Below are 13,478 nucleotides of genomic sequence, written 5' to 3'. Positions count from 1 at the left end.
GGTGAACACGTGGTCGGGCGCGGCTACCTCCCATCCGGCATTGGAGGACTCGCAGGGGTGCGCCTCGGCTGGAATGAGACTGCGGTGCCGGGCAGTTGCCCCGCTTCGCCGGGATGATCCGCGACGGCCTCAGGCAGGTTGCCTTGTGACCGAGTACCGCCTTGTCTCACTATGAGACAAAGTGACGCGCGCCACGAGTGCACGATGGTTCCCCCGGGAGCTGGCAGGGGCCCGGGGCACTGGACGTCAAAGGAGACGGTGGTGGCGGCTGGACGCAACGAGACCATGCGCGACCTGCGGGAACTGTTCCTCTCCCGCGGGTCGCCCGAGGTGTCGGGGGTGCGCGACGTGATCACCGCGTCGTGGCGGCGTGCACTCGAGAACCGGGTCGACTTCGAGCGGCCGGAGCCGCTCTACGTGTCCGATCGCGACGAGGAGAGCCTGCTCGCGCACAGTGCAGCGCCGGTGCTGGCGAATCTGTCCGAAGAACTCGCCGGCCATCCGACCGCGATCCTGCTGACCGACGCGAACGGCCTGGTCGTCGACCGGCTCAGCACCGATCGCGCGCTCACCGCGGGGCTCGACCAGATCTCGCTCGCCCCGGGCTACAGCTACGCCGAGGAGTCGGTCGGCACCAACGGCATCGGCACCGCGCTCGAATGCCAGAGATCGGTCCTGGTGTCCGGGTTCGAGCACTTCAACGGCGAGCTGACCGGCTTCGAGTGCGCCGGGGCGCCGATCGTGCATCCGGTTCGCGGACATCTGGCCGGGGTTCTCGACCTCACGTCGTGGGCCGAAGCGTCCGGCCCGCTCCTGCTGACGCTGGCGCGCACGACCGCGAAGCGGATCGAAGAAGCGATGCTCGCCAGCACCGGCACGCGCGAACTGGCTCTGTTCCGGGAGTACCTGGCGGCCTGCCGACGCGGATCGGGCGCGGTTCTGGCGGTGAACCCCGACGTCGTCATGGTCAACAGCCACGCCGAGGAACGCTACGACGTCACCGATCGTTCAGCGCTGATCACGCACGCCACGGATCTCGCCGGCTCGGCCAAACCCGCGACGGTGCTGGCCGATCTGCCGTCGGGCGTCAGCGCGCGTCTTGAGTACCGGCCCGTCTTCAGCGGCGACGCGCTTGCCGGCGGCATCTTCCGGGTCAAGAACCAGACCGCCTCGCGACGCACCTTTGTCCGCTCCGAGCTGCAGTTGCCCGGCCTCGCCGGCTCGAGCCCGGCGTGGCGGCAGGCGAGCGCGGCCGCGGACGCGAGCCTGCGCGGCGGGCAGTGGCTGGCGCTGAGCGGGGAACCTGGGGTGGGGAAGACAGCCATCGCCCGCGCCGTTGCGCTGCGCCACGGACGCAGGCAGGTGATGGTCGACTGCACTTCAGTGGACGCCAGCGAAGAGTGGGTGCCCGCGCTCGCCGAAGAAGCGGCCTGCAGTGATCCGCCGGTCGTCGTCTTGCAGCATCTGGACGCACTCGGCGACACCGCGTTGCCCGCGCTGGCCGAACTGTTCACCGCGTGGCAGAACGACCCGGCACAGCACGCGCCCGCCTGGGTGGTGGCCACCGTCGGCAGCGAACCTGCCGATCCCGGCATCCAGGGCGCGGTGATGGCGTTCTTCGCGCGGAAGATCGAGGTCCCGCCGCTGCGCCACCGCATCGAGGACGTGCAACGGCTGGTGCCGCATCTGCTGGCGGTGCGGGCGGGCAGCCGGTCGCTGTCCGCATCGGACGCCTGCGTCCGGCAGTTGATGCGACTGCCCTGGCCCGGCAACGTGCGCCAGCTCGACCGGGTGCTCACCGCCGCGGCGCACCGCGTGCACGGCGGCGTGCTCGACGTCGCCGATCTGCCCGCCGAATGCCGCACGTTCACGCGGCGCCGGCTCACCAAGCTGGAGACCATCGAACGCGACGCGATCGTCCGTAGCCTCGCCGCGAACCGCGGCAGCAAAGAACGCGCGGCCAGCGACCTCGGCATGTCGCGCGCGACCATTTACCGCAAAATCCGCGCCTTCGGCATCGTCGACGAAGCGGGCTGAACCCGGTCGCCGTTCGCAGGCAAGAGAAATTCCTGATGACCTTCGTCGGCGTCAAATCGAGGCCCCGTCAACCGTTGGTCGGAAATCGCGCCAAACGCCGCGAATCGTGAACACGAAATTGGCTGTCGCCCGCTGATTCCGGGCTTTTCCGAACCCGCCCTCGCAAGGTGAGCGAGGGTGGGTTTTTCGTATCCGGGGACCGGATCTCAGATTGAGATAGAACACCGGAGTTTCCCGGCACACACTCTGCCGGTCAGACGGACAGCGGCGGACCGCCCGCCGGTTCCAGGAGGCCCCAGTGAGCAGGCAGAGCCTTACCAAGGCGCACAGCAAGATCACCGAGTTGTCGTGGGAACCGACGTTCGCCACGCCGGCGACCCGGTTCGGGACGGACTACACGTTCGAAAAGGCACCGAAGAAGGACCCGCTGAAGCAGATCATGCGGTCTTACTTCCCGATGGAAGAGGAAAAGGACAACCGCGTCTTCGGCGCGATGGACGGCGCCATCCGCGGGAACATGTTCCGGCAGGTGCAGCAGCGCTGGCTGGAATGGCAGAAGCTGTTCCTGAGCATCATCCCGTTCCCGGAGATCTCCGCGGCCCGGGCGATGCCGATGGCGATCGACGCGGTGCCGAACCCGGAGATCCACAACGGGCTCGCGGTGCAGATGATCGACGAGGTCCGGCACTCGACGATCCAGATGAACCTCAAAAAGCTCTACATGAACAACTACATCGACCCGGCCGGGTTCGACATCACCGAGAAGGCGTTCGCGAACAACTACGCGGGCACCATCGGCCGCCAGTTCGGCGAAGGCTTCATCACCGGCGACGCGATCACCGCGGCGAACATCTACCTGACCGTGGTCGCCGAAACCGCGTTCACCAACACGCTGTTCGTCGCGATGCCGGACGAGGCGGCGGCCAACGGCGACTACCTGCTGCCGACGGTGTTCCACTCGGTGCAGTCCGACGAGTCGCGGCACATCAGCAACGGCTACTCGATCCTGCTGATGGCGCTGGCCGACGAGCGCAACCGGCCGCTGCTCGAGCGGGACCTGCGGTACGCGTGGTGGAACAACCACTGCGTGGTCGACGCCGCGATCGGCACCTTCATCGAGTACGGCACCAAGGACCGCCGCAAGGACCGCGAGTCCTACGCCGAGATGTGGCGGCGCTGGATCTACGACGACTACTACCGCAGCTACCTGCTGCCGCTCGAAAAGTACGGCCTGGTGATCCCGCACGACCTCGTCGAGGAAGCGTGGAACCGGATCACGAACAAGCACTACGTGCATCGCGTCGCCCAGTTCTTCGCCACCGGCTGGCCGGTGAACTACTGGCGCATCGACGGCATGACCGACGCCGACTTCGAGTGGTTCGAGGACAAGTACCCGGGCTGGTACGACCAGTTCGGCAAGTGGTGGGAGGCCTACAACCGGCTGCGCTACCCGGGCCGGAACAAGCCGATCGCGTTCGAGGACGTCGGCTACGAGTACCCGCACCGCTGCTGGACCTGCATGGTCCCGTGCCTGGTCCGCGAGGACCTGGTGGTGGACAAGGTCGACGACCAGTGGCGCACCTACTGCTCGGAGACCTGCGCCTGGACCGACAAGGTCGCGTTCCGGCCGGAGTACGAGGGCCGCCCGACGCCGAACATGGGCAGGCTGACCGGGCACCGCGAGTGGGAAACGCTGCACCACGACCGCGATCTCGCCGACATCGTCCGCGACCTCGGCTACGTCCGCGACGACGGGAAGACGCTGATCCCGCAGCCGCACCTGGACCTCGACGACGCCAAGAAGCTCTGGACCCTCGACGACCTCAAGGGCATCCGGTTCGCGAGCCCGAACGTGACGCTCAACGAGATGACCGACGCCGAGCGGGAGCAGTGGGCCGCCGCCTACCGCGCCAACCCGAACGTCACCGTCGCCTGACGAGCCCGGGTCCCGCGGCCGGCACGGCCGCGGGACTCCGCCGGAAGAATCGAGAAACCCATGGGCGACAAGCACCGCATCTCCTTCGAACCGGTCGGTGTCGAGATCGAGGTCACCGAGGACGAGAAGATCCTGGACGCCGCGTTCCGCCAGGGCGTCCACCTCATGCACGGCTGCCGCGAAGGCCAGTGCTCGGCCTGCAAGTCCTATGTGCTCGAAGGCGACCTGCAGATGGAGCGGTACTCGACGTTCGCGTGCAACGACGCGGAGGTCGAGGAGGGCTACCTGCTGCTGTGCCGGGCGCACGCCTACAGCGACTGCACGATCGAACTGCTCAACTTCGACGAGGACGAACTGCTGAATTCGGCTCCGCTGCAGGAGATCACCGCCGAGGTCGCCGAGATCGTGCCGCACACGCACGACATCGTCGGCCTCCGGCTCGCCACCGCGAGCCCGCTCGAATTCAAGGCGGGCCAGTACGCCGAGCTGACCATCCCGGGCACCGAGGAGTGCCGGTCGTTCTCCATGGCGACCACGCCCGCGACGACCGGGCAGCTGGAATTCCTCATCAAGAAGTACCCGGGCGGGCGGTTCTCCGCGCTGCTGGAGAACGGCCTCGCGGTCGGGGACGCCCTGCGGCTGCGCGGACCGTACGGGAACTTCACGTTGAAGAAGGGCCACGTGCTGCCGCTGGTGCTGCTGGCGGGCGGTGCGGGAATGGCACCCGTGCTCAGCCTGCTGCGGCACCTCGCCGAAACCGGCGACTCCCGGCGGATCCGGTTCTACTACGGCGCCCGGACCGTCGCGGATCTGTTCTACCTGGACGAGATCCGGGCATTGGGCGGCCAGCTGGCGGACTTCGGGTTCGTCGTGGCGCTGTCGGAATCGGCGGACGGCAGCACGGACCTCGGGGTGGTCGCCGAACCGGGTCTGGTCACCGACGTCGTCGAGGCCGCGGAGCCCGAGCTGCACCGCAGCGAGGTGTACCTGTGCGGGCCGCCGCCGATGGTCGACGCCGCACTCGATCTCGCGTCCCGGCAAGGCGTTCCGGACGACCAGGTGTTCTACGACAAGTTCACGACCTCGGTCAGTGACGACCAGTAAGAGGAGAAAGCAGATGGCGAGCAGTCCGACCGCGACACGCAGCTTCCCGAAAGTGGAGTTCACCGACTCCGAAGCCGGGGCGCTCGAATTCCCCAGCTCGAAGAGCCGCAGCTACAACTACTTCACGCCCGCCAAGCTCCGCGCGACGGTGTACGAGGACGTCACCGTCGACGTGCAGCCGGACCCGGACCGGCACCTGAGCCAGGGCTGGATCTACGGCTTCGGCGACGGCCCGGGCGGTTACCCGCACGAGTGGACGCGGGCGAAGTCCTCGAACTGGCACGCGTTCCTCGACCCGAACCAGGAGTGGGAGCAGACGCTCTACCGCAACAACTCCGCGGTCGTGCGCCAGGTCGCGCTGAGCCTGGAGAACGCCAAGCGCGCCGGAGCCTACAGCCACTGGAAGCCGGCCTGGCAGACCTTCGTCGCGCGCAACCTCGGCGCGTGGATGCACGCCGAGAACGGCATGGCGCTGCACGTGTTCACCTCGATCCAGCGCTCCGGCCCGACCAACATGATCAATACCGCGGTGGCGGTCACGGCCGCGCACAAGATGCGCTTCGCCCAGGACCTCGCGCTGTTCAACCTCGACTTGTCCGACTCGCTGGACACCTTCGACGGCGAAACCCACCGGGCGGTCTGGCAGTCGGCGGAGGAATGGCAGCCCACCCGCCGCGCGGTGGAGGAGCTGACCGCGGTCGGCGACTGGGCGGAACTGCTGTTCGCCACCAACGTCGTGTTCGAACAGCTCGTCGGCCAGCTGTTCCGGTCCGAGCTGGTCATGCAGATCTCGGCCGCGAACGGCGACTACGTGACGCCGACGCTGGTCGGCACCGGCGAATACGACTACAGCCGCGACCTCGCCTACACCCGGGCGCTGTTCCAGCTGCTCGCCCGCGACGGCGAACACGGCGCCGCCAACAAGGAGCTGTTCGGCGAGTGGCTCTCGACCTGGGTTCCGAGGTGCCTGGCCGCGGCCGAGGCACTGCAGCCGATCTGGTCGCAGCCGGCGGAGAAAACCCGCACGTTCGCCGATTCGCTCGCCGCGAGCAAGGAGAAGTTCGCCCAGCTCCTCGAGGAGATCGGGCTCGACGTTCCGAAGGAGCTGGAGAAGTGAGCGACATGCAGTTCGGTGCGCAGACCGAAATCTCGAACATGTGCGGTGTGACCCTGATGAACACCCCAGTCGGCCGGGTGGTGGCGGACGTGATGGGCGGCAAGGACGGGGTCGGGCTCGTCGAGTACCCGTCGATGATCCGCGTGGACGGGACCCGGCTGCTCGAGTTCGACTACGCCGAGCTGACCGACGCGCTCGGCCAGGAGTTCGACGGCTCGGTCTTCGAGGAGATCAGCTCCACCCACTACGGCCGGATGGTGCATCTGGACGACCGCACCCTGCTCTTCGCCAATCCGGAGGACGCCGCCGAGTACATCGGTTTCGACCTGCTGGCCCAGAGCTGAGCCCGGTCCCGAACCGCGCGGCGGCGGGCCGAGCCGCCCGCCGCCGCGTTCCCACCGCAACGCACGAACGAAGGGCGAGGATCTCCGATGTACGAAAAGGATGGCGAGCAGTACTACGTCGTCGACGGGCATGTCCACATCTGGGACGCGCGGGAGTCGAACATCAAGAACGTGCACGGGAAGCAGTTCATCGACTGCTTCTACGACTACCACCGCAACCTCAGCCCGGAAGAGGTGACCTGGGACTACGACACCTACACCTACTACGGCGCCGAGCGGTTCGTGAAAGACGTGTTCGGAGACGGCCACGTCGACCACGCGATCTTCCAGGCCACGCTGCTGCGGGACTTCTACCGGAACAATTTCGGCCAGACCGGCGAATGCCTCGACCTGGTGCGCCAGCACCCCGGCAAGCTGACCTACAACCACGCCTACGACCCGCGCGACGGCGAGGCGGGCCTGGAGCAGCTGCGCCGCGACGCCGAGCAGATGCGGCTCAAGGGCGTGAAGCTCTACACCGCCGAGTGGCACGGCGAGTCGCGCGGCTACCGGCTGGACGACCCGTGGTCGCGGCGCTACCTCGAAGAGTGCCTGAAGCTGGGCATCAAGAACATCCACGTCCACAAGGGACCGACGATCCGGCCGCTGGACCGCGACGCGTTCGACGTGGCCGACATCGACCACGTGGCCACCGACTACCTCGACCTGAATTTCATCGTCGAGCACGTCGGCCTGCCGCGGCTGGAGGACTTCTGCTGGATCGCCACCCAGGAGTCCAATGTGTACGGCGGGCTGGCGGTGGCGATGCCGTTCATCCACGCCCGCCCGAAGTATTTCGCGCAGATCATCGGGGAACTGCTCTACTGGATCGGCGAGGACCGGATCCTCTTCGGCAGCGACTACGCGCTCTGGACTCCGCAGTGGCTGGTGGAGAAGTTCGTCGACTTCCAGATCCCGGCGGACCTGCCCGAGTACCCGCAGATCACCGTGGCACAGAAGAAAAAGATCCTGGGGCTGAACGCGGCCGCGCTGTACGACCTGGACGTGCCGCGGCAGCTGCGCCTGCCCGCCGAGACCGCGGCCGGTGCGCGATGACGACCGCCGCCCCGCCGTTGAGCGAAACAGTCCTGTCGGCGCTGGCGACCGTGTTCGATCCCGAGCTGGACCAGCCGGTGACCGAACTCGGCTTCGTCCGCTCAGTGACGATCGACGACGCGGGGGTTGAAGTGCACCTGCGGCTGCCGACCTCGTTCTGCGCGCCGAATTTCGCGTACCTGATGGTCTCGGATGCCTACGACGCGCTGGCGGCGCTGCCCGACGCGGGCCGGGTCCGGGTGGTGCTGGACGACCACCACGACTCGGCGAAGATCAACGCCGGAGTCGCGGCCCGCGCCGGATACGTCGGCACGTTCGGCGTCGAGGCGGAGCAGAGCCTCGACGAACTCCGCCGCACGTTCCAGCGGAAAGCACACCTCGCCGCGGTCGAACGGTGCTGCCGCGCCGTGCTGGCCGGCGGCGCGTGGACGCTCGAAGAGCTGCCGCTGCTGGAGTTGCTCGACCTGCCGGAGGACCGGTTGAAAATCGCGCTGCTGCGCCGGCGGGAAGCGATCGGGCTGCCGGCCGACGCGCACGCGCGGGTGGTCGTGGACCACACCGCCGCTCCCGTAGGGAAGCAGGACACCGCGCTGTGGCTGCGGCTGGCCGCCGCGACCCGTATTTCCATAGAGGGCAATGCGCATTTCTGCCGCGGCCTGCTCGCCACCCGGTACGCGGATCCCGAGGGGACCGCCCCGGTCGTCGTCACTTCGAGGAGCCGATCGTGAAAGCCGTCCAAGTCACCGGATACCACCGGAATCTCGAACTGCGCGAGGTCGAGGAGCCGGAAGCCGCCGGTCCGCTCGACGTCGTGGTCAAGGTGGGCGCGGCCGGCGTCTGCCGGACCGACCTGCACATCCTGGAAGGCCAGTGGGCGGAGAAGTCCGGCGTCGCGCTGCCTTACACGATCGGGCACGAGAACGCCGGCTGGGTGCACGCCGTCGGCGACGCGGTCACCAACGTCGCGGTGGGGGACAAGGTGATCCTCCACCCGCTGATCACCTGCGGGTTGTGCCGCGCCTGCCGGCTCGGCGACGACGTGCACTGCGAGCAGTCGGCTTTCCCCGGGATCGACACGAACGGCGGGTACGCGGAATACCTCCGCACGTCCGCGCGGTCGTGCGTGAAACTGGCGGACAGTCTCGAACCCGCCGACGTGGCCGCGCTCGCCGACGCCGGGCTCACCGCCCAGCACGCGGCCGCGAAGGCGGCGAAACAGCTGCGACCCGGCGACGTCTGCGTGATCATCGGTGCCGGCGGGCTCGGCCACATCGGCATCCAGTGCCTGAAAGCGATGAGCGCGGCGACGCTAGTCGTGCTCGACCGCAACCCGGCCGCCCTGGAGCTGGCCAAGGAAATCGGCGCGGACGTCACGATCGTCGCCGACGGGTCCCAAGTGGACGCGGTGCTGGACCTGACCGGCGGTCACGGCGCGGAAGCGGTGGTGGACTTCGTCGGCGAGGGCGGCGCGACCGCCGAAGGCGTGCGGATGCTGCGACGCGCGGGAAGCTACTACGTCGTCGGCTACGGCGAGAACATCGACGTGCCCACGATCGACATCATTTCCACCGAGATCAACTTCGTCGGCAATCTCGTCGGCTCGTACACCGACCTGCAGGACCTGATGGTGCTGGCCGCGCAGGGCAGCGTGAAACTGCACACCGCGCGGTACCGGCTGGACGACTTCCAGCAGGCGATCGACGATCTCAGCGCCGGCCGGGTCCGCGGCCGCGCGATCCTCATTCCCTGAAACCGCAAGGAAAGGACGGAGACCATCATGGCGAAGGAGCTGAGGTTCGGCGTCGACGCGCGGCGCCAGCTCGAGCTCGGGGTCAACACCCTGGCCGACGCGGTGAAGGCGACGCTGGGCCCGAAGGGGCGCAACGCGGTGCTGGAGAAGCTGACCGGACCGCCGACGATCACCAACGACGGGGTGACCATCGCCCGGGAGATCCAGCTGGGCGAGCCGTTCGCGAACATGGGCGCCCAGCTGGTCAAGGAAGTCGCGATGAAGACCAACGGCGCGGTGGGCGACGGGACGACGACCGCCACCGTGCTGGCGCAGGCGATGGTGCGCGAGGGCCTGGCCGCGCTGAGCGGCGGCGCGAATCCGATGCGGGTGCGGCGGGGGATCGAGGAGACCGTCGACGCGGTCGTGGAGCACCTGCGGAAATCGGCGGTCGCGGTGTCCGGCGAAACCGAGCTGGAGCGGATCGCCACGCTGGCGGCGAGCGACGACGAGCGCATCGGGCGGGTGATCGCCCAGGCGCTCGCCGCGGTCGGCCGGACGGGCGTCGTGGAGATCGAGGAATCCGAGCAGCCAGGGCTGAGCGTGGAGCTCGCCGACGGGATCGAGTTCGACCACGGCTACACGTCGCCGTACATGGTCACCGACCGGGACCGGATGGAAGTCAGTTTCGCCGAGCCGGTCATCCTGTTGACCAACAAGAAAATCAGCCAGGTGCAGGACCTGATGCCGACGGTCGAGGCGGCGCGCCGGGTAGACCGGCCGCTGGTGGTGCTGGCGGAGAACGTCGACGGCCCGGCACTGCAGCTGATCGTCAGCGGCAACGTGCACGGCACGTTCGCGGCGGCCGTCGTCCGCGCGCCCGGGTTCGGGCACCGGCGGATCGCGGAACTGGAAGACCTGGCCGCGGCGCTCGGCGGCCGGGTCGTCAGCGACGACTCCGGGGTGACGCTGGCCGAGGTCACCGAACGGGACCTGGGCCGCTGCGCGCACATCACGATCACCGAGGACTCGACGACCATCCTCGGCGGCGCCGGGGCCGAGGACGTGGTGCGCGCCCGGATCAGCCAGCTGGAGAAGCAGCTGGAACGCGCCCGGATCGAGCACGACCAGGACAGCCTGCGGCTCCGGATCGCGCGGTTGTCGGGCCGGATCGCCCTGGTGCGGGTCGGGGCCGCGACGAGCGTCGAACTCAAGGAGCGGATGCTGCGCGTCGAGGACTCGCTCGCCGCGGCTCGGGCCGCGCTGGAGGAAGGCGTGGTCGCGGGCGGCGGTGCGGCGCTCGCGCAAGCTGCGCAGCAGGTGGACCTGGACCTGACCGGCGACGCGGCGCACGGCCGCGACATCGTGCTGCGGGCGCTCGGCGAGCCGTTGCACTGGATCGCCGAGAACGCCGGGTACGAGGGTGCCGAAGTCCGGGTACGCGTCGCGGGACTGGGCACCGGCAACGGATTCGACGCGCTGGCCGGCGAGTACTGCGATCTGTTCGCCGCGGGCGTGATCGACCCGCTCAAGGTGACCCGTTCGGCCCTGGAGAGCGCGGCGTCCATCGCGGCGCTGGTGATCACGACGGAGACGGCGGTGGTCGAGCAGGTCGTGGTCAATCCGGGGTCGATCATCGCGCCGGGATTCGGGGACCTGGCCGAGGGCATGGTCCGCCCGTCCAACATCTACTAGGGCGCGGGGGTCCGGTGCCGGGTCCGCTCCTTCGGGGCGGACCCGGCACCGTCGATTACGCCGCCGCGGCGGAAGCGGTGCAGTAGGCCAAGCGCACGGCGAGACCGAGCAGCCGGGCCGGCGAGCACAGCAGGTCGACGAGCCCGGCCTGTGCGGCGGCGGCCGCGTCGACCGGCTGCGGCCAACCGGCCGGGTGCACGACACCCGCGGACATGATGCGGAGATCAGCGGCTTCAGCAAGCGCGCAGCCGAAGCCGATCGCGTCGCCGTTCAGCGCGGCGACGACCGGTGCCGGATGCCGGCGCACGGCGGCCAGCGCGGTGTCCGGCCGTTGGGCCGCCCCGAGATCGGGCGCGAACCAGCGGCCGGTTCCCGTCAGCACGACCGGCCGCGGTCCGATGTAGACCAGCGCCGCGGCGAGCGTGTCGGGAAAGCTGTCGTCCAGGAGCCCGGTCTTTCCGTTCCGCAGCCGCAGAACGACCGTCCGGTTCCGATACTCCAGCTCCAGCATGGCCCGCCTCCGGGAATCCGATGTCGCCGAAGCGTAGGGCGGCCCGCGTACGGAGCCTGTCTCAGAACGAGATGTCCGCCAGGTCGCGGATGTGGTGTGGTGGACGTCCTGGATCTTCGGAAAGGGGGCGGGTTGATGCCCGAGGACAGTGTTCCGGACGACCCCGGGGCGCGTGCCGAAGCTCGGCCGCCCTCCCGGCATCGAGACTGCCTCGAACGGGCGCGTCGGGCCTTGGCCGGAACGGGCTGGGAAATCGAGCGGAGAGCCGACTCTCCGGTGCCGGGTCCGTGAACGGCGGCGTGCTGGACGAGCTCGCGGGAGTACGCGTGGTCGGAGCGGTGGGGAGAAGTTCCCCGCGAAGCCAACGAAGACGCGATGCTCGACGCGATCCCGAACGTCCAGCACGCGTTGTTCCGGCAGAGCCTCGAACTCGGCTGCGACGCATCGGCCGACGAACCGGCCTGAGAACCCCGCCAGGTTCCTCCGCGGCTCAACCCGTTGGCCGACGCGTGTGGGTCGCGAACCGCTGGTTCGCGACCCACACGCGAACGGCGGGCTCAGCGGGGGAGAGGCTGTCCCTTGGTTTCCGGTCCGACGAACCAGATCAGGCCGAGTGCGATCGCGTAGGACGTCACTCCGATCGTCGTCGCCGCGGCCGAGATGCTGCCGAGCAGGCTGATGAGCAGGCCGGCGGTGAGCGTGACGAGCGAGCCCGCGATCCGGGCGGAGTTGAACACCGTCGAGATCGCGGTTGCCCGTCCCGCCGTGGGGAACAGTTCTGGCAGGTAGATCGGCATCCACGCGAACTGGCCCAGGATGAAGAATCCGGCGACGCCGGCGGCGGCGAGGGCAACCCCGGGCGTCGAAACGGCGAAGAAGAAGATCGGGAGGATCAACGCCGAACCCGCGTAATAGACCAGCATCGTGGGCTTGCGGCCCCACTTGTCGGCCAGGTAGCCCAGCAGCAGGTACCCCGGCACGGACGCGGCATTGAACACCAGGCCCGCGTTCGCGGCCCACTCGCCGGCGGGCAGTCCCGCGTTCTTCGCGAGCTGGCCGGTGTACTGCGGGATCCAGGCCGACACGCTGTAGAGGCCGATGACCGACACCACGGTGATCAGGAGGAGCCGCAGGGCGCGCCGACGCAGGTGCGGCTGGCTGAACACCGCCGTGAACGGAGACCGCAGGAGCTCGCGGTCCGCTGGGCTGACCTGTCCGCCGCCGGCAGCGGTGGCCTTGGCGTTGCGCCTGCGCTCGCGGATCTCTGTCCACATTTCCGGGTCGTGGACGGCCCGGCGCACGTAAAGCACGATGAGCGCGGGCAGGGCGCCGATGAGGAACAGGTACCGCCAGGCCTGATTTCCCGCCGGCTGAAGGAGAAACCAGGCCAGGGCCGCGAGCACGGCGCCGACGCCGAACCCGGATTGCAACACGGCGGCTGCCCGTCCGCGGGAGCGGTCGGGCCACAGTTCGCCGATGAGGGCCGTCGCGCTGCCCCACTCGGCGCCAAGGCCCATGCCGGTGACGAAGCGCAAAGCCAGCAGCCACCAGTAGCCGGGCGCGAAGGCGGTCAGGCTGGTGAACAGCGCGTACCAGAGGATCGAGATCATCAGGGTGCGGCGGCGGCCGAGGTAGTCGGCCGCGAAGCCGGCGGCGATCCCGCCCAGTGCCCACCCCAGCAGGGTCGCGGCCACCAGCGCGCCGACGTAGGCGGGCAGTCGTTCGAGCTGGCCGCTGGTCCCCAGGCTCGTAACGGCTGCCGAACCCGCGAGGACGAGTGCGTACGTCTCGAACCCGTCGAATGTCCATCCGAGCCAGGACGCCACGAGCGCGCGGCGGCTGGCCTTGTCGATCCTGCGCAGGGTCACGGCTCGATCGCGTATGCCGCTCTCCAGGTCGGACACAATGCT

General features: G+C 68.9%; 11 protein-coding genes. 9 read left to right on the top strand and 2 right to left on the bottom strand.

All coding sequences use genetic code 11. The features are described 5' to 3' along the window. Nucleotides 1-261: 261 nt before the first annotated feature. The 9 genes from WA670_RS31860 to groL all read left to right on the top strand — a co-directional run bounded on the left by WA670_RS31860 (nt 262) and on the right by groL (nt 11,057). On the top strand, nt 262-2,037 hold the full coding sequence (locus tag WA670_RS31860) for a sigma-54-dependent Fis family transcriptional regulator (RefSeq protein ID WP_336159814.1): 1,776 nt from the start codon (nt 262-264) through the stop codon (nt 2,035-2,037). Nucleotides 2,038-2,335: 298 nt separating this feature from the next. Further along, entirely contained in the window at nt 2,336-3,973 is a 1,638-nt protein-coding gene (locus WA670_RS31855) for a methane monooxygenase (protein ID WP_037806035.1), read from the top strand. 60 nt (nt 3,974-4,033) lie between these two features. Then, nucleotides 4,034-5,077 carry an FAD-binding oxidoreductase gene (locus tag WA670_RS31850; protein ID WP_336159812.1) on the top strand — a complete coding sequence of 348 codons (1,044 nt, stop codon included), beginning with the start codon at nt 4,034-4,036 and terminating at the stop codon, nt 5,075-5,077. 13 nt (nt 5,078-5,090) lie between these two features. After that, nucleotides 5,091-6,194, top strand: coding sequence for an aromatic/alkene monooxygenase hydroxylase subunit beta (locus WA670_RS31845; RefSeq protein WP_134728373.1), 1,104 nt, complete (start codon nt 5,091-5,093; stop codon nt 6,192-6,194). A 5-nt stretch (nt 6,195-6,199) separates the two neighbouring features. Continuing rightward, nucleotides 6,200-6,538, top strand: a complete 339-nt coding sequence (gene mimD, locus WA670_RS31840; RefSeq protein ID WP_078870215.1) for a propane 2-monooxygenase effector subunit MimD — start codon at nt 6,200-6,202, stop codon at nt 6,536-6,538. 87 nt (nt 6,539-6,625) lie between these two features. Beyond that, nucleotides 6,626-7,633, top strand: coding sequence for an amidohydrolase family protein (locus WA670_RS31835; protein WP_336159810.1), 1,008 nt, complete (start codon nt 6,626-6,628; stop codon nt 7,631-7,633). Further along, nucleotides 7,630-8,361, top strand: a complete 732-nt coding sequence (locus WA670_RS31830) for a metal-sulfur cluster assembly factor (RefSeq protein WP_336159809.1) — start codon at nt 7,630-7,632, stop codon at nt 8,359-8,361. The genes WA670_RS31835 and WA670_RS31830 overlap by 4 nt, the downstream gene beginning before the upstream one ends. Then, complete coding sequence (locus tag WA670_RS31825) at nt 8,358-9,383, top strand: NAD(P)-dependent alcohol dehydrogenase (protein WP_336159807.1); 1,026 nt, start codon at nt 8,358-8,360, stop codon at nt 9,381-9,383. The genes WA670_RS31830 and WA670_RS31825 overlap by 4 nt, the downstream gene beginning before the upstream one ends. A 27-nt stretch (nt 9,384-9,410) precedes the next feature. Further along, complete coding sequence (gene groL, locus WA670_RS31820) at nt 9,411-11,057, top strand: chaperonin GroEL (RefSeq protein WP_336159806.1); 1,647 nt, start codon at nt 9,411-9,413, stop codon at nt 11,055-11,057. A 55-nt stretch (nt 11,058-11,112) separates the two neighbouring features. On the opposite strand, the gene WA670_RS31815 is transcribed toward groL, so the two are convergent. Beyond that, entirely contained in the window at nt 11,113-11,568 is a 456-nt protein-coding gene (locus tag WA670_RS31815) for an enoyl-CoA hydratase/isomerase family protein (RefSeq protein WP_336159805.1), read from the bottom strand. A 557-nt stretch (nt 11,569-12,125) separates the two neighbouring features. Continuing rightward, entirely contained in the window at nt 12,126-13,436 is a 1,311-nt protein-coding gene (locus WA670_RS31810; RefSeq protein WP_336159803.1) for an MFS transporter, read from the bottom strand. Between the last annotated feature and the right edge of the window lie 42 nt (nt 13,437-13,478).

The sequence above is a fragment of the Amycolatopsis sp. VC5-11 genome, from assembly GCF_037034185.1.
GTDB lineage: Bacteria > Actinomycetota > Actinomycetes > Mycobacteriales > Pseudonocardiaceae > Amycolatopsis > Amycolatopsis nivea.
This window is presented reverse-complemented; position numbering and strand designations above follow the sequence as displayed.